Source organism: Alcanivorax sp., from assembly GCF_002726155.1.
In the GTDB taxonomy this organism is placed as follows: domain Bacteria; phylum Pseudomonadota; class Gammaproteobacteria; order Pseudomonadales; family Alcanivoracaceae; genus Alcanivorax.
Genome location: NZ_PBSH01000008.1, coordinates 57,303 through 77,413 on the forward strand (window position 1 = coordinate 57,303; position 20,111 = coordinate 77,413).

Annotated in this window: 17 protein-coding genes; 9 read left to right on the plus strand and 8 right to left on the minus strand. The window is 58.7% G+C overall.

Going from position 1 to position 20,111, the window contains the following annotated elements; all coding sequences use genetic code 11:
- Nucleotides 1-38: 38 nt before the first annotated feature.
- Nucleotides 39-2,225: an OsmC domain/YcaO domain-containing protein gene (locus CL546_RS02815; RefSeq protein WP_290492918.1), complete on the minus strand. Its 2,187-nt coding sequence runs from the start codon at nt 2,223-2,225 to the stop codon at nt 39-41.
- Nucleotides 2,226-2,504: 279 nt separating this feature from the next.
- On the opposite strand from CL546_RS02815, the gene CL546_RS02820 reads away from it, so the two are divergent.
- Nucleotides 2,505-4,586, plus strand: coding sequence for a TonB-dependent receptor family protein (locus CL546_RS02820; RefSeq protein ID WP_290492919.1), 2,082 nt, complete (start codon nt 2,505-2,507; stop codon nt 4,584-4,586).
- A gap of 17 nt (nt 4,587-4,603) precedes the next feature.
- Nucleotides 4,604-5,989, plus strand: coding sequence for a PepSY-associated TM helix domain-containing protein (locus CL546_RS02825; RefSeq protein ID WP_290492920.1), 1,386 nt, complete (start codon nt 4,604-4,606; stop codon nt 5,987-5,989).
- Between the two features lie 18 nt (nt 5,990-6,007).
- Here the strand turns inward: CL546_RS02825 and CL546_RS02830 are convergent, their stop codons facing one another.
- The 5 genes from CL546_RS02830 to CL546_RS02850 all read right to left on the minus strand — a co-directional run bounded on the left by CL546_RS02830 (nt 6,008) and on the right by CL546_RS02850 (nt 9,863).
- Nucleotides 6,008-6,244: a DUF5062 family protein gene (locus tag CL546_RS02830; protein WP_290492921.1), complete on the minus strand. Its 237-nt coding sequence runs from the start codon at nt 6,242-6,244 to the stop codon at nt 6,008-6,010.
- 137 nt (nt 6,245-6,381) lie between these two features.
- Nucleotides 6,382-6,663, minus strand: a complete 282-nt coding sequence (locus tag CL546_RS02835) for a putative quinol monooxygenase (RefSeq protein WP_290492922.1) — start codon at nt 6,661-6,663, stop codon at nt 6,382-6,384.
- A 115-nt stretch (nt 6,664-6,778) separates the two neighbouring features.
- Entirely contained in the window at nt 6,779-7,693 is a 915-nt protein-coding gene (locus CL546_RS02840) for a cation diffusion facilitator family transporter (protein ID WP_290492923.1), read from the minus strand.
- Nucleotides 7,694-7,774: 81 nt separating this feature from the next.
- Nucleotides 7,775-8,476 carry a fumarylacetoacetate hydrolase family protein gene (locus CL546_RS02845; protein ID WP_290492924.1) on the minus strand — a complete coding sequence of 234 codons (702 nt, stop codon included), beginning with the start codon at nt 8,474-8,476 and terminating at the stop codon, nt 7,775-7,777.
- A complete protein-coding gene (locus CL546_RS02850; RefSeq protein ID WP_290492925.1) occupies nt 8,469-9,863 on the minus strand; it encodes an FAD-binding oxidoreductase in 1,395 nt (464 codons plus the stop codon). Before CL546_RS02850 ends, CL546_RS02845 begins: the two co-directional genes overlap by 8 nt.
- 142 nt (nt 9,864-10,005) lie before the next feature.
- On the opposite strand from CL546_RS02850, the gene serA reads away from it, so the two are divergent.
- The 6 genes from serA (at nt 10,006) to CL546_RS02880 (ending at nt 15,910) form a co-directional block, all read left to right on the plus strand.
- Complete coding sequence (gene serA / locus CL546_RS02855; RefSeq protein WP_290492926.1) at nt 10,006-11,235, plus strand: phosphoglycerate dehydrogenase; 1,230 nt, start codon at nt 10,006-10,008, stop codon at nt 11,233-11,235.
- A gap of 122 nt (nt 11,236-11,357) precedes the next feature.
- The gene (locus CL546_RS02860; RefSeq protein ID WP_290492927.1) at nt 11,358-12,725 is read left to right on the plus strand and encodes a COG3014 family protein; all 1,368 of its coding nucleotides are present in this window, start codon (nt 11,358-11,360) and stop codon (nt 12,723-12,725) included.
- A complete protein-coding gene (locus CL546_RS02865) occupies nt 12,722-13,120 on the plus strand; it encodes a YcfL family putative periplasmic lipoprotein (protein ID WP_039926612.1) in 399 nt (132 codons plus the stop codon). The genes CL546_RS02860 and CL546_RS02865 overlap by 4 nt, the downstream gene beginning before the upstream one ends.
- A 43-nt stretch (nt 13,121-13,163) precedes the next feature.
- Entirely contained in the window at nt 13,164-13,754 is a 591-nt protein-coding gene (gene lpoB, locus CL546_RS02870; protein WP_007149918.1) for a penicillin-binding protein activator LpoB, read from the plus strand.
- Nucleotides 13,755-13,952: 198 nt separating this feature from the next.
- Nucleotides 13,953-15,245: a CsgG/HfaB family protein gene (locus CL546_RS02875; protein WP_290492928.1), complete on the plus strand. Its 1,293-nt coding sequence runs from the start codon at nt 13,953-13,955 to the stop codon at nt 15,243-15,245.
- Nucleotides 15,246-15,466: 221 nt separating this feature from the next.
- Nucleotides 15,467-15,910 (plus strand): REP-associated tyrosine transposase, encoded by a 444-nt coding sequence (locus CL546_RS02880; protein WP_290492929.1) that lies wholly within the window; start codon nt 15,467-15,469, stop codon nt 15,908-15,910.
- Between the two features lie 171 nt (nt 15,911-16,081).
- Here CL546_RS02880 and CL546_RS02885 read toward each other — a convergent pair whose 3' ends face one another.
- Together CL546_RS02885 and CL546_RS02890 are read right to left on the minus strand one after the other, a co-directional pair.
- Nucleotides 16,082-17,341: a PepSY-associated TM helix domain-containing protein gene (locus tag CL546_RS02885; RefSeq protein ID WP_290492930.1), complete on the minus strand. Its 1,260-nt coding sequence runs from the start codon at nt 17,339-17,341 to the stop codon at nt 16,082-16,084.
- A 77-nt stretch (nt 17,342-17,418) separates the two neighbouring features.
- Nucleotides 17,419-18,021: an HPP family protein gene (locus tag CL546_RS02890; protein ID WP_290492931.1), complete on the minus strand. Its 603-nt coding sequence runs from the start codon at nt 18,019-18,021 to the stop codon at nt 17,419-17,421.
- 187 nt (nt 18,022-18,208) lie between these two features.
- On the opposite strand from CL546_RS02890, the gene CL546_RS02895 reads away from it, so the two are divergent.
- A complete protein-coding gene (locus CL546_RS02895) occupies nt 18,209-19,975 on the plus strand; it encodes a monovalent cation:proton antiporter-2 (CPA2) family protein (protein WP_290492932.1) in 1,767 nt (588 codons plus the stop codon).
- Nucleotides 19,976-20,111 lie beyond the last annotated feature (136 nt).

Here is a 20,111-nt window from a genome sequence, read left to right on the forward strand (position 1 = left end):
CGGATTACTGAGCGGCGAGAGTGGTTCTTGGTAACCCGTTACCGTGCGGCTTTCGCCGCCCGCGCCGCATGCAGTTTTTTATAACTTTCGATCAGACGCTGATGTTTTTCCAGCCCATCCAATTGCATGTTGGTGGGCGTCAGGCCCGGGAAGCGGACACTGCCATCAACGGCGCCAATTACGGTTTTCAGGGTGTCCTCGCCATACAGGCGCCCCAGATTTTTCTGGTAGTCGTCCAGTGACAGTTCGTCATCCAGGGTGATTTCCAATACCGCATTTACCGCCCGGTAGAACAGGCCGCGCTCCACGGTGTTGTCGTTGAACTGAATAAACATTTCCACCAGTTCAAGGGCGTCAGCATGGCGCTGCAGGGCCAGGTAAATGAGCAGCTTCAATTCCAGGATAGTGAGCTGTCCCCACACGGTGTTTTCGTCGAACTCGATGCCGATCAGGGTGATGATGTCGGTGTAGTTATCAATCTGGCTTTCTTCCAGCCGTTCTACCAACTGCCCCAGCTGCTCATCGCTGAGGCGATGCAGGTTGAGGATATCCTCACGGTAATCCAGCGCCATGTTGGTGTTGTCCCAGACCAGATCTTCCACCGGGTATACCTCGGAAAAGTCTGGCACCAGAATACGGCAGACCGGTGCGCCGAGTTCTTCGTACACGGCCACGTAGGCTTCTTTCTCAAGGGTTTCCAGGATACCGAATAGCCGCGCGCTTTCTTCTTCGGTGGTGCCGGCAAAGTCCCATTCGCAAAACGCTTCGTCGGCGCTGGCGCTAAAGAAACGCCAGCTCACTACCCCACTGGAATCAATGAAGTGCTCCACGAAGTTGTTGGGCTCACAGACTTCCTGACTATTGAACGTGGGCGGCGGCAGATCGTTGAGACCTTCGAAACTACGCCCCTGCAGCAGCTCGGTAAGGCTGCGTTCCAGCGCCACTTCAAAGCGGGGGTGGGCGCCAAAGGAAGCAAACACGCCGCCGGTGCGCGGGTTCATCAACGTTACACACATGACCGGGAATTGCCCGCCCAGGGATGCATCTTTCACCAGTACCGGGAAGCCCTGTTCCTCCAGTGCGGCGATACCTTCGACAATGCCGGGGTACTTGGCCAGCACGTCCTGGGGCACATCCGGCAGGGCAATCTCTTCTTCAATAATGTGCTTCTTCACCGCGCGCTCAAAAATTTCTGACAGGCACTGGACCTTGGCTTCGGCCAGGGTGTTGCCGGCACTCATACCGTTGCTCAGGTACAGGTTCTCAATCAGATTGGACGGGAAGTACACCGTTTCGCCGTCGGACTGGCGGACGAAGGGTAATGCGCAAATCCCCCGGTCGGCCCGGCCGGAGTTGGTATCAATCAGGTTGGAGCCGCCCAGCTCGCCTTCCGGGTTGTAAATGCCCAGGCAGTAATCATCCAGAATGCCCTCGGGTAACGCGTCGTTGGGCCCGGGTTTGAACCACTTTTCGTTGGGGTAATGGACGAAGTCGCTGTTGGCGATGTCTTCCCCGAAGAACTGGTCGTTGTAGAAGAAGTTACAGTTGAGGCGTTCGATAAATTCGCCCAGTGCGGAGCACAGGGCAGATTCCTTGGTGGCGCCCTTGCCGTTGGTAAAGCACATGGGCGACGCCGCATCGCGGATATGCAGTGACCACACGTTGGGGACGATATTGCGCCAGGAGGCAATTTCGATCTTCATGCCCAGCTCTGCGAGGATCGCAGTCATGTTGGCGATGGTCTGCTCCAGTGGCAGGTCCTTGCCTTCGATAAAGGTGCGGTGGGCTTCATCAGGCTCCACCATCAACAGTGCCTGGGCGTCTTCGGTGAGGCTGTCCACCTGTTCGATCTGGAAGTCCGGCCCGGTCTGGATCACCTTTTTCACTGTGCAGCGGTCGATGGAGCGCAGGATCCCCTGTCGATCCTTGTCGGAAATGTCTTCCGGCAATTCCACCTGAATCTTGAAAATCTGGTTATAGCGGTCTTCCGGATCCACGATATTGTTCTGCGACAGGCGGATATTGTCGGTGGGGATATCCCGCGCCTTGCAGTACACCTTCACGAAATAGGCCGCGCACATGGCGGACGATGCCAGGAAATAGTCAAACGGACTGGGCGCCGAGCCATCGCCCTTGTAGCGGATGGGCTGGTCGGTGATGACGGTAAAGTCGTCGAACTTGGCTTCCAGGCGAAGGTTGTCGAGGAAGTTGACGTTGATTTCCATGGCGGGGCTACCGGGTCGGGGGAATGGCTAAGGCGGTCATTATCCAGCTTTTGGGGCCTGCCGTCTTGGCGGGTGGGGTCTGGCGCTCTGAAGAGCCGCCCAGGAGAGGTCCACTGCCGGTGCTTTCTCACAACGGACATGCCGCTGAGACGGAGAGTGATCCGGCCTGTGCGGCGATATGCCGCATGTTGGCACCGCATCCCCTGCCGTAGAATCCCTCGCCGTCTTGCTGCCATAACCGCTGTGGCCGCAACCGGTTGCCTTGGGGGAAATACCATCATGCGTTTGTCTACTCGAACATCACTGCTTGGCTGTCTGACCTTTTTCTCACCAGTCAGTGTGCTTGCGGTGGAACCCGAGGCCAATGAATTGGCACCGATTACGGTTTCCGAGCAGGAGGCGCATAGCGCAACAGCCACAAAAACCCAGCTTCAGCGGGAGCAGGCCCTGACGCCGGGCGGGGTGACGCTGGTGGAAGCGGAAGACCTGACCGAGCGTAACGTGGTCAGCATCGGTGACATGCTGCGTTATGTGCCGGGTATCTGGACGGCCACGGGCTCTACCGGTGACGACACCTTTCTTTCCAGTCGCGGCTCCAATCTGGATGCGGTCGCCTACGATGGCAACGGCGTCAAGCTGATGGTCGACGGGTTGCCGGTGACCGCTGCTGATGGCAACAACCACAACAGTTTTATTGACCCGCTGGCGGCCCGTTATGCGGTAATCGCCCGTGGCGCCAATGCGCTCACGTATGGGGCCAGCACCCTGGGTGGTGCGATTAATTTCATCAGCCCCACGGCGCGCAACACCGACAATCAAATTTACCTGAGTGGCGGTAGTCACGGCACAGTACAAAGCCGCATCACGGCGGGCGGTGTTGAGGGTGATCTGGATGGCCTGGTGACCGTGGAGCAGCGTAGCTATGACGGTTTTCGCGGCCATCAGGAGCAACAGCGCGGTAGCGTGTATGCCAACACCGGCTGGCAGATAAACGACGCAGTGGAGAACCGCTTTTACTTTACTTATGTGGACAATGATCAGGAGCTTCCCGGCTCGCTGACACAGGCCCAGTTCGACGACGATCCCTATCAGGCCAACCCGAATAACATCCCAGGTAACTTCCTCAAGAACGTGGAAAGCTGGCGTGTCGCCAACCGTACTCAGTGGCAGTTGAGCGACACCAGCAATCTGGTGGTGGGTTTTTCCTTCGAGGACCAACACCTCTACCACCCTATTGTCGGGGGCGCCTCTCCAGGCTTCAGCCTGCTTATCGATAATGACCAGACCACCTTTGGCACCAACATTCGTTATGACAAGCAGCTGGGTAATCACGATTTATTGTTCGGCCTTAACTATGGCGAGACCCGGGTGAAAGGCGGTAACTACTCTCATACTGGCGGCATTCGTGGCGCCCTTGATGTGCGGGTGGATAACAAGGCCGATAACCTGGAAGTCTTCGCCATGGATCGTTGGCATTTTGCCGACCGCTGGACGTTGGTCTACGGCGCTCAAGCCGTTACCGGCACCCGCGAGGTCCGCAACGTGGACGTTGCGGCGGGAACCGAACGCAATCCCAAAGATGACTATGAATCCATCAACCCGCGTGTGGGGGTGATCTATCAGGTTGCGGATCGCAGTGAGTTATTCGCCAATGTCAGCAAGCTTTATGAAGCGCCGACCTTGTACGAACTGGAAGACGATGCGGATGCCAGCGACGAAACCCTGGATGCCATGCAAGGCGTGGTAGGGGAAATCGGAACCCGGGGTGCGGCCCCCTTGGGGCAAGCCAGCGAATGGAACTGGGAAGTCTCGGTTTACTATGCCCAGCTCGAAGATGAAATCCTCTCTGTGGATAACCCGGCAGCAACTGGCACCAGCCTGGCCCTGAATGTGGAAGATACCATTCACGCCGGCGTGGAAGCCCTGGTCGGCGCCAGTTTTGCGTTGGGTAATGACGGCCAGCGTATTGAGCCGCTGCTGAGCATGACCTATAACGACTTCACCTTCGACAACGACCCGAAGTATGGCGATAACCGACTGCCAGTGGCGCCAACCTTTTTCATCAAGGGCGAAATCATGTATCGCCATGGCAATGGCTTCTTCGCTGGCCCCACCTTCGACATTGTCGACGATCGCTACGGTGACTTCGCCAACAACAAGGATGTGGAAGGTTATGAGCTGCTGGGCTTGCGCACCGGCGTCACCCGGGATAGCTGGGAAGTCTATCTGGAAGGCCGCAACCTTACCGACGAAGTCTATGTCACCAATGTGAGCGTCAGTAACGACGAGACCATTAATCCGGTCGGCATTCAGGCAGGCGAGCCCCGCTCTGTTTATGCTGGCGTCCGTTTCGACTTTTGAAGTAAAGAGTGTCTGACATGACCCGCACATTACCCGCTTCGTCTGTGTCACGCCGCTTTTATGCGGCCGTATGGCGCTGGCACTTTATGATTGGCGTGCTGGTCATTCCTTTCCTGTTCCTGCTGGCGTTCAGTGGTTTGCTCATGCTGTTGAGCAAACCACTGGATAGTGTTCTGAATGAATCGCTGTTGACGGTGAAAGTGGGCGATCAGCTTCTGCCCGCGACCGTGCTGCTGGAGACCGTCGAGCAGCACTATCCACATGCGTCGGTGAAATTGTATTTGCCGCCGGAGGCGGAAAATCAATCCGCCCGTTTTTCCCTGCAGCCCCACTCTCATGCAGGCCATGGTGGCCACCATGCGCCTTCGACCTTGGTGTACCTGAATCCATACACCGGCGAGATACTGGGTGACAAGGACCCGGCGGCAAGTCTGTATGCTCGAATCAAAACATTCCATGGCTCGCTTTTTATGGGCTCGCTGGGTGATGCGTTGATAGAGATTGCCGTTGGCCTGGCGGTATTGATGATCGTCTCTGGTTTGTATCTGGCCTGGCCCAAGAGCGATGGGCGACCTCCGGCGTCGGCAAAGAAAACAGGCCAGCGGGAAGGCTGGCGTCGCTGGCACCTGAGCCTGGGTTGGCTGATTGCGGTGCCGCTGCTGTTCTTCCTTATTTCCGGCCTGGCCTGGACCAATATCTGGGGTGGAAAGATCGTACAGCCCTGGGGCTCGCTGCCCGGCACGACTTATAAAGGCCCGCAGGCAGTACAGGCGGAACAGAAAACAGCACGGCCGCCGGTGACCGATCATGCCTCCATGAACGAGGCAGGTCTGCATCGAGTGCCCTGGGCGGTGGAACAGACCCCTATGCCTGAGTCGGTACCGGGGGATAACACCTTACTGCTGGATGAGGTGGTGGCGTTGGCGGGTCACCAGGGGTTGGGGCATTATCGGGTGCACTTTCCACAAGGCGACAGTGGCGTATGGACGGTATCAGCCACCACCATCGCCGGTGATATCGACAACCCCGCCGGCGAACGGATTGTGCATCTGGACCCGCACAGTGGTCAGGTATTGCAGGATATCCATTTCGCCGATTACCCCGTTATGGGCAAGGCCATGGCCGCGTCCATTCCCTTGCACCAGGGGGATTTGGGGTTGTGGAACTGGCTACTGAATGTGCTGCTGGTGTGCCTGATCATGGCGCTGATTATTACCGGCGCCCTGTTGTGGTGGAAACGCCAGACCCGCCGCGCCCCACCCAAGGCAGAAATCGCCCCGGCTCGGGCTGTGGGTTTGATCATGCTGTTGGTGGCCCTTGCCTTCCCGCTATCTGCTGCTGCCCTGCTGGGTATTATCCTGCTGGACGCGGTGCTTACCGTGCGTAAGGCCCGTCTGCCCTAGCACGGTTTTATAGTTCAATTACTGTTGTTTGGATGCCCAGATTGCCAGCTTGTGCTGAATGGCCGGCTGCGAGACCTGGTCTTCCGGCAGTGGCTGGATGATCTTGTCATGGACCAGCAGGCGATAAATATAGAGGGTTTTTTCAGAGGCCGAATCCGTCGCTTCAAATTCCACCACGCCGCGTTTCTCCGCGTAGGCAACGCCCAGCTGTATGGCTTTCTTGACCAGTTCTTTCTCGTTTTTCAGTTTCTTCATGGGGCTCTCCGCCTCCGCAAGTTCGAGTTGCAGCTTGGCACAAAGCAGCCAGAGGGATAAGTGCAGGAGAGATTGAGGGAAGTGCGCACGGAGGAATGGGGCCTTTGGGTGACAACCGGCCCCTGGCGGGTGTGTATTTAGCCTTCCAGCGTAAACAGTTTCACATCCGGGCGCCCGGCGAGCAGCCCCTTGAGGCCGCCACCCAGGGCTTTCATGTTTTCCTGGTGGGCCGCAATCGCGTCCTGGTCGGTGTACTGTTCGTAGATCAGCACCGTATCCGCATCGTCCACGGACTGGTGCACCAGGTAGCAGTGGTTGCCGGCTTCCTTCACCACTTCGGCGGCGATCTTTTTCATTTCTGCGACCAGGGCGTCGCCGTTACCCGGCGTGGCGGACATGACAGCGGTAATACCAATCATGGTTCTCTCCCGTTATCTGGCTGTGGTTATGGGTGGATAAGGGATCCTCACACAGCACCGGGGAGGCAACCATGGTGTTTCACGTCGCTGTTGCGGCCAGAAAGACCGGTGTGCGTCATGCGGGCTGCCCAGTTCCAGGCTGCAAGTTGTTGGGATCCGCAGTGAACATCACATCCAGCTCAAGATCGGGGTATTGCGGCGCCAGAACGTCCTGCAAGTGGCGACGCCAGAGGTCGGCTTGTAAGGCATCGTTGTGCTGCTCGCCCTCTTCCAACAGAACCCTGGCCTGCAGATACAGCATGCGCCCGGTCTTGCTCATCCGCAGGGACCAGCGCGTCGCGGGGAGTGCCACCATGGCTCGGCGAAAATCGGCGTGCACCTGCTCCTGTTGTTGTTGCGAGGGGGCGGCCAGCAGCACTTCCATCAGGTTGCGATAGAGCGTTCGCAGCGGCACCGGCAGCATGATCAGCACCATCACGATTACCATCAACGAATCCACATAGGGCAGCCAGTCACCCAGGTGTTCGCCAAGCAGCCACACGGCCAGGAAGGTCGCCAGCACCACCGAACTGAGTATGCAATCCATCAGCCACACAAAAGCATCCACCCGTACCAGCTCGGAACCGGTGTCGCGTGCAATCGTGCGCAGGCGCAGATATACGGCCAGACAGCCCGCCGTGGCCAACACGGCGTAGATCGTTGCCACCCCCGGTTGCAATAGGCGCCCGTTCCCGCTCAGGGCTGCCAGCGCAGAGGCCAGTGCCATGGTCAGCACGCCCAGAATCACCAGACTTTGCAGCACGTTGAAGGCGGGCTCAAAGCTGGCGTAGCCCAGCTGAAAGCGGTGGTCTGCATTACGTTGCAGCAGCCGCGACACATAAACCATCAGCAGGGACATGATGAAGCTGACGAGAGAAAACACCCCGTCCAGAAAAATCGCGTCGGATTCGGCCAGGTGGGCAAACCCGAAGCCCAGCACCGCCATCAACACGGTACCCAATACGGATAACCACAACCCTTTTGATTCCATAACCCTCTCCCGTTGCGTTAACGGAATAGACCCTGGAAAGAAGCAAAGGTTGCTTTGTGGCTGGCCTTGCGGTGGTTTCTGTCAGGCCACCGAACCAAACACCTGAATAATATTCCCCAGCCGCGCGGTGAACTTGTCGCCGCTGGTGAGGGGGCCGACGCCGGCGGGTGTGCCGGTGAAGACCACATCGCCGGGTTCCAGAGTGAAACTCTGGCTGATTTCGGCGAGCAGTTCGAAGGTGGGGAACAGCATCAGGCCGGTGTGGCCGTGTTGTTTTACTTCGTCGTTGATTTCCAGGGTGACGCCGAGATCCTGGCGTACCGAGATGCCGCGGGCATCAATAAAGCCGGACACCGGGGCGGCGCCGTCGAAGGCTTTGGCGCGCTCCCAGGGGTGGCCTTTTTCTTTTAGCTGGTTTTGCAGTTCGCGCAGGGTCAGGTCCAGGCCGATGCCGTAGGCGGCGACGCTGAAGCGGATGTGATCCAGGCGGGTTTCCTTGCGGATGCGCTTGCCGATCAGTACCACCATTTCCACTTCGTGGTGTACCGGCCCCAGCCCTTCGGGCAGCACCAGCGGTTCGTGCAGGCTGGCCAGGGCGGTGGCGGGTTTCATGAACAGGAGGGGGGAATCCGGCACGTCATTGCCCAGCTCTTTGGCGTGGTCGGCGTAGTTGCGGCCCACGCAGACGACCTTGCCCACCGGCATGTTCATGGCGGAGCCGTCGATCCAGCGATGTTGGTAACCGTTCGGGTCGATTTGGACTTCGTTGATCTCATCAAACATCGAACAACTTCCCGGGGTTCATCACGTTATTGGGGTCGAACACCTGCTTCACGGCTTTCATGCAGGCGATTTCTTCCGGGCTACGCGAATATTCCAGGTAGGGCTTCTTGGTCATGCCCACGCCGTGTTCGGCAGAGATAGAGCCGTTGTATTTTTCGACGATTTCGAACACCCATTTGGAGACGTTATTGCACTTGGCAAAGAAGTCTTCCTTGGGCAGATCCGCCGGCTTGAGGATGTTGAGGTGCATGTTGCCGTCGCCGATGTGGCCGAACCAGACGATTTCGAAATCCGGGTAGGCGTCCTGCACCACGGTGTCCACGTCTTCCACGAAGTCCGGCACCTTGGCGATGCTCACCGAGATGTCGTTCTTGTACGGGGTGTGTGGGGCGATGGATTCGGAGATGCGCTCACGCAGCTGCCACAGCTGGTCCAGCTGCTGCAGGGATTGGCTCATGACGCCGTCCAGCACCCAGCCTTCCTCGACACATTTTTCGAAGATGGCCATGGCCTGCTCTCCGATTTGTTCGGATAGCTGTTCGAATTCCAACAGGCAGTAGAACGGGCACTCGGTGTCGAAGGGCTTGGGCACGCCGTGGGCCAGTACGTGGGCCATGGCCTTGTCGGAGAAGAATTCGAAGGCGGTCAGGTCGATGTCCTGCTGAAAGGCATGCAGGATCTTCATCACTTCGCGGAAGCCCGGGGCACCCAGCACCAGGCAGGTCAGGTCCTTGGGCTGGCGAGTCAGTTTGACGGTGGCTTCTACCACGAAGCCCAGAGTGCCTTCGGAGCCGATAAACAGGTGGCGGAAGTCGTAGCCGGTGGCGTTCTTGATCAGGCCCTTGTTCAGGTCCAGCAGCTCGCCCTTGCCGGTGACCACTTTCAGGCCGGTGATCCAGTCACGGGTCATGCCGTAGCGGATCACCTTGATGCCACCGGCATTGGTGCCGATGTTGCCGCCAATCTGGCTGGAGCCGGCGGAGGCGAAATCCACCGGGTAGAACAACCCCTTTTCTTCGGCGAATTCCTGCAGCTGCTGGGTGATGACGCCGGGCTGAACGGTGACGGCGCGGTCGAATTCGTTGAAATCCAGCACCTTGTTCATGCGATCGAAGGCCACTACCAGTTCGCCATTAGCGGCGACCGCGCCGGCGGACAGGCCGGTGCGGCCCCCGGACGGCACCAGGTGCAAGCCATGCTCGTTGGCGATTTCGACGATCTGTTGCACCTCTTCCGCAGTCTCGGGCAGTGCTACGGCGCAGGGGGCCGGCGCCCACACCTTGGTCCAGTCGACCCCGAAGCGTTCGGCGCTTTCCTGGTCGGTGAGGCAGCGATTGCCAAGCAAATCAGTCAGTTGCTCCAGTGCAGCGTGGGCAAGGGCAGTCATCAACAGGTCTCCTGAACGGGTCTAACCGGGGGCTTGAAACGGCTTCACGCTGACTTGAGCAGAAGTACAGCATGGGTTGCTCTCAATTTGAGCGCGCTATGTTAACATACGCGCCCATTTCACAGGCTACCGAGACAGAATCATGGCCGATACTTCTCTTGAGAAGGATAAGATCCGCGTTCTCCTGCTCGAGGGCATCCACGAAAACGCCGTGGAGAACCTGAAAGCGAACGGTTACTCCAATGTGGAGCTGCTGCCCACTGCGCTTACCGGGGATGACCTGATTGCCAAAATCAAGGATGCCCACTTTGTCGGCATTCGTTCGCGCACCCAGCTCACCGACGAGGTGTTCGAGGCGGCGGAAAAACTGATTGGCGTCGGCTGTTTCTGTATCGGTACCAACCAGGTGGACCTGAAGTCCGCTCTCAAGCGTGGTATCCCGGTCTTCAACGCGCCCTACTCCAATACCCGTTCCGTGGCGGAGCTGGTGATTGCCCACACCATCAACATGATGCGCGGGATTCCCGAGAAGAACGCCTCTGCCCACCGTGGCGGCTGGTTGAAGTCTGCCAAGGACAGCTACGAAATCCGTGGCAAGACCCTGGGGATCGTGGGTTACGGCAACATTGGTGCGCAAGTGAGCGTGCTGGCCGAATCCATGGGCATGAAGGTGAAATTCTTCGACGTGGTGCCCAAGCTGCCACTGGGCAACGCGGAACAGGTGGGCACGCTCACCGACCTGCTGGCCCAGTCTGATGTGGTCAGCCTGCACGTGCCGGACACCGCCGACACTCGCTGGATGATCCAGGAAGAGCAGATCCGTGCGATCAAGCCCAAGGGCTACCTGATCAACTACGCCCGCGGCAAAGTCGTCGATATCGACGCGCTGGCGGCGGCCCTGAAAGACGGCCACCTGCTGGGCGCCGCCATTGATGTGTTCCCGGAAGAACCCAAAGGCAATGATGATGAGTTCATCAGCCCGCTGCGTGAATTCGATAATGTGATCCTCACCCCGCACATCGGTGGCTCCACCAAGGAAGCGCAGGTGAACATCGGCACCGAGGTGTCCGAGAAGCTGATCCGTTATTCCGATAACGGCGCCACCCTGGGCGCGGTGAACTTCCCGGAAGTGGCCCTGCCGCCGCACCCGGACATGCACCGCCTGCTGCACACCCACAAGAACGTGCCCGGCGTGCTGACCCAGATCAACACCGTTTTCTCCGAGAACGGCATCAACATCTGTGGCCAGTACCTGCAAACCAACGAAGAGATTGGTTACGTGGTGATCGATGTGGATAAGGGCTACAGCCAGCTGGCGCTGGAGAAGCTGCGCACCATTGACGGCACCATCCGCACCCGGGTGCTGTTCTAGTCGAAATAGCGGGATACAAATGTTGGCATAATGTGCCAGCAGGATGTGAACTGCTCGACAAAAAGCCGGAGTCAGGCTAACTTGCCTGCTTCGGCTTTTTTCTTGGGGCGTACACTAAGATCATGAATTTCTTCAGGAAGGGATGCCTGTCTGTCGCGTTATTGGCGATGCTGAGCGGCTGTGCCACGAACTCCCTGTTCGTGTCCTACCCTAGCCAGGCAGAGAAATGGAAGGCCACATTGGGGAATGAGGCCGCCAGTTCAGGGACCACATTGAAGCTGGAGAAGGCCACCGCCGGGGGCGATGGGGTACTCTATCTTCAGGAACTGGGGCGCGTCACACAGCTCAATGGGGAAGGTGAAGCCAGCCGCAATGCCTTTGCCGATGTGGTGTCCAAGTACGATGCGGAAGACGCCAGCGCGAAAATCCAGGTGTCTTCCCTGGCTGCCAGCGGCACCTCGCTGATTACCAACGATAACGCCCGCCCTTATGTGGCGCCGGATTACGAGCGCATCTTCACCCGTGCCTATCAGGCCATGAATTACTGGGCCGAGAATGATGTCACCGGTACCGCGGTGGAATTGCGGGCGGCGGCCCTGGAGCAGCGGGTTTCCGCCAACAAGCGGGAAAAGGAAATTGCCAAGGCGGAAGAAGAGGCCGAAGAAAACAAGATCGACCTGAACCAGTTCGACGGCTACTTCGACGGCATTGACGCGGTAGCCGGTGGCGTCAAAGCCAGCTTCCAGAACGCCTGGACCTTTTACCTCTCGGCTCTCTTCTGGGAAGCCCACGGCGAATACAACGATGCCCTGGTCGATTACAAGAAAGCGCTGGAGATCAATCCCGGCGTGGATATGATCAAGGAAGACGTGGAGCGGGTCTCCAACCCCCGTGCCCTGCGAGGCAGCGACGAAGGGATGGTCGCGGTATTGTACGAACAGGGTTTTGTGCAGCCCCGGGAAGAGTTTTCCCTGCCGATTCCGACCATCCACGGGGTGTTTTCCGTGGCCTTTCCCACCTACGCCATTGGCAGCAAGCCGCGTCCGGACAGCCTCAGGGTGCTCGATAGCGCCAGCCAGCCGCTGGGGGAAACCGTGGTGCTGGCGGACGTGGGTGGTCTGGCCGCGAAAGATCTGAAAGAGCGTATGCCCGGCATGTTGGTGCGCCAGACCCTGCGAGCCACCGCCAAATACAATATGCAAAAACAGGCCAATGATAACTTCGGTCTGTTAGGCTCATTGAGTACACAGATTTATAATCTGGTCAGTGAGCAGGCCGACCGGCGCAGCTGGCTGACGTTGCCAGCCTACGCCCAGGCTACCCGGTTTCAGCTGCCCCAGGGCGAGCATGCATTGGTGCTCAGCACGCCGGCAGGTAATAGAACGCTGACGGTTCCGGTGGTACGCCGGGGCCTCACCGTGATTCATGCAGTGGCCGTTCCCGGCCAGTTGATTACTCGCGTGTTACCCGTTCAGGAGGGACCCTTATGACATTCTTACGCCCAATGTTGGCGATACTGGTAGCGTTGATGCTGGCGGCTTGTTCTGCCAGCAATAAAGGCCAGATGGAAGTCACCGAAGACGGCGAAGTCGTTACCAAGGTGTATTCCAACAACAGCCTGCTTTCCAGCCGCATTTCCGTGGAAGACCTTCGCCAGAAACGCGCCGGCGACCTGCTTCAGGTTCAGGCGGTGCTGGAGAATGACTGGAAATTCCAGCTCGACTTCCAATACAAGTTCAAATGGTTTGATGCCGACGGTTTTGAACTGGAACCGGAAGCCCAGCCCTGGCGGCAGGTGGTGATGGCCGGCCGCAGTCAGAACAGTGTGCAGGGGGTCTCCCCCAACCCGTCCGCCGTGCGCTTCGAAATCTGGGTGCAGGAATAACTGTCAGCCCAGCTGACGTAACAAGGAACAAGGAGAAACAAGAATGGTACGTGTATTTTCAATGATGATGCTCGGGGCGGCCCTGGTGCTGTCTGGCTGTTCCACCGTGGATTATGGCGATGCTCAGGGCCGTGAAACCGTCAACACCGATTTCGGTTCCACTGACCTGCAGATGATTGCCAGCAAGATGGTCGATGACATGCTGGTGTTTCCGCCCATTGTACAGATGACCCAGAGCCGCCGCCCGGTGGTGTTTGTGGATCGCATCAAGAACAAGACCACCGAGCACGTGGACACCGAGTCCATCACCGACACCATTCAGTCCAAGCTGATCAACTCCGGCAAGTTCCGCTTTGCGGACATGACGGTCGTAGAGCGCGTACGCGAACAGCTGGATTACCAGAGCGAGTCCGGCCTGGTGGATCAGAGCACCGCTGCGGCCATGGGTCGTCAAATTGGTGCCGAGTTCATGATGTACGGTAACTTCTCGTCCATCGTGAAGCGCGATGGCAGCACCAAGGACGTGTACTACAAGTTCACCCTGAAACTGCTCAATATCCAGACCGGGATTATCGAGTGGGCCAACGAGAAAGAAATTCGCAAGACCAAATCCAAGAGCCTGTTCGGCCTGTAAACCGGCCGCATTCGCGACGGCAAGAGGCAACAGCCACCGTGTACGGATCCGCGGGGTGGCTGGAGGCAGGGCCACCCTGCCCCGGCCGCTTGTGGTTCGCCGGGGCGGTATCGTCGATGCCGCCCGTTTCCGGCTCACGCCGGCCTTATTCGTGATATAAGTGGTGACACGATTGTCGCTACTGGCAAGGAGGTCATCATGATCAAACGTCTTTTCTCTCCCTTTTTTCTTGTCCTGCTATTGTGGTCGTCCTTCAGCCATGCGATGACGGAAACCGTTTCCGTGTCCGCACGGGGTTACGGCGATAACCCGGAGCAGGCCATGACCAATGCCCTGGTCGCCGCCGTGCGCCAGGGCGGCGGTGTGACCCTGGCGGTGGACCCTAATTTCCGCACCAATGTGTATGAGTGGGTGATCCAGTCCCAGGGCGATGTCTCTACCTGGATGGGTAAGGAAACGTCCGTGCCGGAGCCGCAGCTGCCCACGTTGGGCAACATCAAGACCTACCAAGTCCAGTCTGTGAAACAGGTGGATGACGGCATGTGGCAGGCGGACGTGCAGGCGGAAATCCTGCGCCCCAAATCCATCGGTCCGGATCGCTCGCATCTGCCCGGCATCGCCATTGCGACTTTCGATGTCCGCGCCTCAAGCTATGACCTTGGAGACATCAAGGTGCCGGCTGCTCAAGTACAGCGTGATCTGAGCGAAAATCTGTCCATGGCCTTCACCCAGTCCGGGCGTTTCCGGGTGCTGGATCGTTCTTATCTGGCCGACATTGAAAAAGAGCTGCAGACCGTTTCCCAAGGTAGTATCGCGCCGGAAGAAATGGCCCGTCTCGGTCAGCGTAAAGGCGCGGACCTGTTGCTGGTGGGGACCATCGAAGACTTCCAGATTGGGGACAGTGATCGCGAATTCTACGGTGCCAAGATGGGCGGCTATGACCCTTATGTCCGTGTGCGTTATCGCCTGATCGACACCACCACCACGGAAATCCTGTGGAGCGATCTCTACGAGTGGGACAAGCCGGAAGCCACAATCCGTGCCATGGCCCGCGAGCAGAAAATTGATGACCGCAACCATCCGGAGCGTCTGGCTGACATTCTCTATCCCGAGATTGCCCGCGCCATCGCCGGCGATGCCACCGACGTGCTCTATCCGGTGCAGGTGATCAAGGTTGACGGCGAGACCGTGTTCCTTAGCCAGGGCCAGGGTCGTTTGGAAAAAGACGGCATCATGAAGGTGTATCGCCCTGCCGGGGAAATGAAAGACCCGGATACCGGCATGACCATCAAGCTGGAAGGCGAAGCGCTGGCGACCCTCAAGATCAGCGACGTACGCACCGACTATGGCATTGCCCGTGTGGAAGGCGAAGCCAGTGCCCTGCAGGTGGGTGACCGGGTCCGCCCGGACAAGCAGGCCCAAAACGCGTCGGCGCAACCCGCCGGCCAGGCCGCCACCCCGGGCTCCTCGGAAGCGCCCCTCAAGTGGTAAACCCCAAACCCCCGCAACGCGGGGGTTTTTGTTGATGGGAGCAGGATTCCCTGTCGTTTTTTGTAGGAGCACCTCTCGAGGTGCGAACAGAAGCCTTTCCGCAACACCCACAGGTTTGTGCATAATTTATATGCCGGGGTTCGCACCTCGAGAGGTGCTCCTACGGGAACATCAGACATCGCCTATATTGTGATATGCCGTGATGGGTAACGCTGCCTGTCATGACCGTCATCTATCACGGGTCGCGTCTGCGACAGGGGCGATTCTCCGAGCAGGGCCGGATTTACCATGTCACCACGGTGACCAAGAGTCGTTACCCCTATTTTTCCGACAGTCACCTGGCCAGTCTGGTATGCCGGACGCTGCTCTGGAGCGATCTGTCTGGCGTGACAACAACGCTCTGCTATGTGCTGATGCCGGACCACCTGCATTGGCTGTTTCAGCTGGGGGATGACGAAACACTGTCTAAGGTGATGTTGCGGGTGAAAGGCCGAAGTGGACGGCTTTGTGGAGCATCGCTCTGGCAGCGGGGTTACCATGATCATGCGGTTCGCAAAGAAGAAAATATTCGGGATATTGCGCGGTATATCGTCGCAAATCCTTTGCGGGCTGGCCTTGTGCGTTCGCTAAAAGATTACCCGTACTGGAACGCCGTCTGGCTATAGCCTCCGGTAGGAGCACCTCTCGAGGTGCGAACCGCGCTTTGCGCGGAAATCGTCCTCAGGACGATCAGGAATAACAGCGCTGGACAGGTTTCAGAAAAGATAGGCGAGCAACGTAAGCGTTGTCGTCTCGCTTCGCTCGGTTCGCACCTCAAGAGGTGCTCCTACAGGTGCTTATTGGTAGGTGGCGGAGTTCAAGGCCATTTCCTGTTTACGCTTTCTGCTCGCCACCCGCGCTTTGCGCTTCTTCCACCAGATCACCAGGCCGGTGATGGAGAGCATGGCCACGGCAATCCCCATGATTGATACGATAATGCGTCCTGGCAGGCCGGCGATGCGGCCGGAGTGCAATGGAAATTGCAGCTGGTTGAACACATCGGCGGCGGTGCCTTCCCAGGGGACTTCGTCACCGATCAGCTCTGCGGTCTTGCCATCGTAGTAAAGGCTTTTCACTTTCATGCCGCCGCTGTCGTGGTCTTCACCCGGGTAGTAGAAACGTACGCCGAAGACAGCAAAATTGTCGCTGTAGAAGGTATCGCCGATAGGTTCTTCCCAGCCGCGGTTGTCCGCTTCGGTGCGGGCCTTTGAGAATAGCTCTGGCCAGCTTACCTGGGGTTCTACCGGGTCATGCAGGGCGGTGGGCGTGCGCGTTTCAAACGGCCCGGGGGTGGTTTCGGACACCATGGACATGACCGGGTAGAAAATTTCCCGGTACAGGTTCAGGGAGAAGGAGGTAAAGGCCAGCATCAACAGCAGCCCGAATACCCACAGGCCCACGGCCCGGTGCAAATCGAAATTCAGTTTGTAGGCGCCTGCGCCCCGGCGAATCATCCAGGCGGGTTTCCAGCGCTGCAGCCAGCCTTTGCCAGCGGGCTTTTGTACGCGGCGCTTGCGTGGCAGGGTCAGTGCCATGGCGATAAAGGTATCGAACAGCCAGACCATGGCGGCGGCACCCATCAACCAGACGCCCCAGCGGTCGATGCCCTTCCATTCCGGTAGATGCAGGGTGAAGTGCAGTTTGTAGAGGAAGGACATCAGGTGTTCCGGGTGCAGAGAGATCTTCCCCCACTCGCGCTTGCCGACAATTTCGCCGGTGACCGGGTCCACGAAGGCGTGATCGTAACCCAGTTCATAACGTTGCCCGGTCTCCGGGTTTTCCCGGGCATCCACCCAGATTTCCGCGTTATGGCCTGGCTCGGCTTCCAGGCCAAAGAAGCTGGCGCGCACCCTGGGGTCGGCGTCTTCCACATGGCGGACCAGCTCCAGCATGGGAAGTGGTTCGCCCTGGCTCTGGCTTTTAAACAGGTGTGGGTTGAGCCATTCGTCCAGTTCGTGGTCCCAGGAAATCAGTGCCCCGGTCAGGCCGGCAATAATCAGGAAGACGGCAATGAAAAGGCCGAACCAGCGATGAAGCAAAACCAGAAATGCGCGCATGGGGAATCCAACCGGGGCTGACAATGCGGCGCAGCCTAGCACAAAGGGGAATCATTCTCATTACTGAAGTGAGAGGATCAGACGCTCGGTTGGCGAGATTTCCACACCGGATAGGGAATGCCGGCCAGGCGATTGATCACGAAGGCCTGGCCGACCAGCAAGGCCACCGCACTGAGCAACACCGGCAGCTGCTGCAGTTCCGGCATCAGCCCCAGCGATACGATCAGCGCGGTGGCGCCAGCAGGCGGGTGGGCAACCCGGAACAGAATCATCAGTGCGCTGGTGAGCCCCAGCGACAGGCCGGCAGCGACTACCCGCGACCATTCAACGCCGGAGATAAAGGCGGCCGGGGCATCGTGCAGGCCACATAACCACAGTGATACCCACCCACACAGGGCGCCAATCAGATGGCCGCTGAGTACATTGCGTGGGGAAGCCGCTTCCGCCAGGGGCAGGTGGAACAGCAGGAAGGCCGTTGCACCCAGTGAGGGGAAGATAAACGCCTGCTGGGTCACCAGCGCCACACTGGCAATCAGTGCAATGCTGAGGCCGCCGTTGACCAGATTGAACAGCGCCAGCACGACGCGGGGATTAAAGCGCTCACTCATGGTTTCCAGATGCAGCTGCCGCAACAGGCCACCGACCAGTTGCTGGCGGAGCTGATCACTTTCCTTACTCATGGTGTGCACTAATCCGGGGCAGAAAAAGAGCGGGCATACTAAGGCCTTGAGGCCCTTTGGGCAATTATGGTGCGTTCCGCATTCTCTGCGGGGCTGAGGATGGTCGTCCGGCAGCCTGTGGCCGCTTTTTAACAACGCGAGCCAGGCAAATCCGCTAGCATGAGCCAAGATAAAAAAGGAGATCGGTGTGGACGGATTTTTCTCGCAGGCGCTGGTGTTGCTGGGGGCGACACTGGTGCTGTTGCCGTTGTTTCAGCGGTTGGGGCTGGGCAGCATCCTGGGCTACCTGGCAGCTGGTATCGCAGTAGGACCGCTGGGTTTTGGCCTGGTCAGTGGCGGGAACGATGTGCTGCACTTTGCCGAGTTAGGTGTGGTGCTGATGCTGTTTCTGGTGGGGCTGGAACTGGCCCCACAGCAGTTGTGGGCGCAGCGTCGTCGACTGGTGGGGCTGGGTGCCAGCCAGATGGTCTTCAGCGCGTTGTTGCTGGCAGGCGGGTTTTGGCTGGTGGGCTTCAGCACCAACCAGAGCCTGGCCATCGGCGCGACGCTGGCGCTGTCGTCCACGGCGTTTGTGGTGCAGATGCTGGTGGAAAACAATCAGCTGGGTACCCCGCAGGGCCGTTCCGCGTTTTCCATTTTGTTGTTTCAGGATCTGGCGGTGATCCCCATCCTGCTGCTGTTGCCGGTGCTGGCCGGTGCCCAGGCCGGGGAGGACAGCCCGCAATTGCTGGCGGGCCTGGCGGCGCTGGTGGCCATGGTGTTGGCGGGCAAGTATGCGCTGAACCCCTGGCTGGGCTGGCTGGCCAAGCTGCGTAACCGGGAGTTGATGACCGCCAGTGCACTGATGCTGGTGCTGGGCTCTGCCGCGCTGATGGAGCACCTGGGGTTGTCCATGGGGCTGGGTGCATTTGTTGCGGGTGTGCTGCTGGCCAACTCGCCCTACCGGGAACAATTGGAAACTGACATTCAGCCTTTCAAGGGCTTGCTGCTGGGGCTGTTCTTCCTGGCGATCGGTATGACCATGGACCTGCGTTTGCTGCTCGATCACCCGGGCAGCATCGCCCTTTTCCTGGCGATGCTGCTGGGCCTGAAGGCATTGGTGCTGATAGTGATCAGTCGCCTGCGTGGTGGCGAGTGGCGCAGTACCTTCATGTTCGGCATTTTGCTCAGCCAGGGGGGCGAGTTCGCCTTTGTGTTGCTGACTCAGGCGCAAACACTGAATCTGCTCGATAGTGCTATCGCCGGGCAGCTGAATCTGGTGGTGGCGCTGTCCATGGCCTGCACGCCGTTATTGCTGAAGCTGATGGCGTTGCTGTGGCCGAAAACGAGCAGCCAGACACAGCGCACGGATCTGGAAGAAGAAAGCATGCCCGATCACCATCCCCAGGTGGTCATTGCCGGGCTGGGTCGCTTCGGGCAGATCACCGCGCGAATTCTGGTGGGCCGACAGATTCCCTTCACAGCCCTGGATTCCGACCCGGACGAAATTGATATGCTGCGGCGCTACGGCAACGAAGTGTATTTCGGCGATGTAACCCGGCTGGACCTGCTTTATAACGCCGGGCTGGAACATGCCAAGGTACTGGTGTTGGCGGTGGACGATGTGGACGCATCGTTGAAAACCGTGGAGCTGGTGCGCCACCATTTTCCCGCCATTACCATTGTTGCCCGCGCCCGAGACCGCTACCACGCCTATCAGCTGCATGCGCTGGGTGTGCATCAAGTGATCCGGGAAACCTTCGAGTCTGCCCTGCTCAGTGCGCGGCTGACACTGATGCAACTTGGCGTGCCCGAGTCCACCGCCATTGATCTGGTGCGCAGTTTCCGTGATCTGGATGATCGCCTGTTACAGGAGCAGATCGCCCATCGCAGTGACGTGGACATGCTGGTGGAAACCGATGCCAAAGGCCGCGCGGAGCTGCAGTCATTACTGTCGGAGGGCGATGCGTCGTAACAATCGATATATCAGTATTGAGAATGGTTTGCATCTGCATTATCATCCCGGCCTGGATTCCGGTTTGCCGCGCTGACGAAAGGGACGTTATTGGCGGTAAGGCTCAGGCCGGGGGATCGCAGAGACAACCACAGGC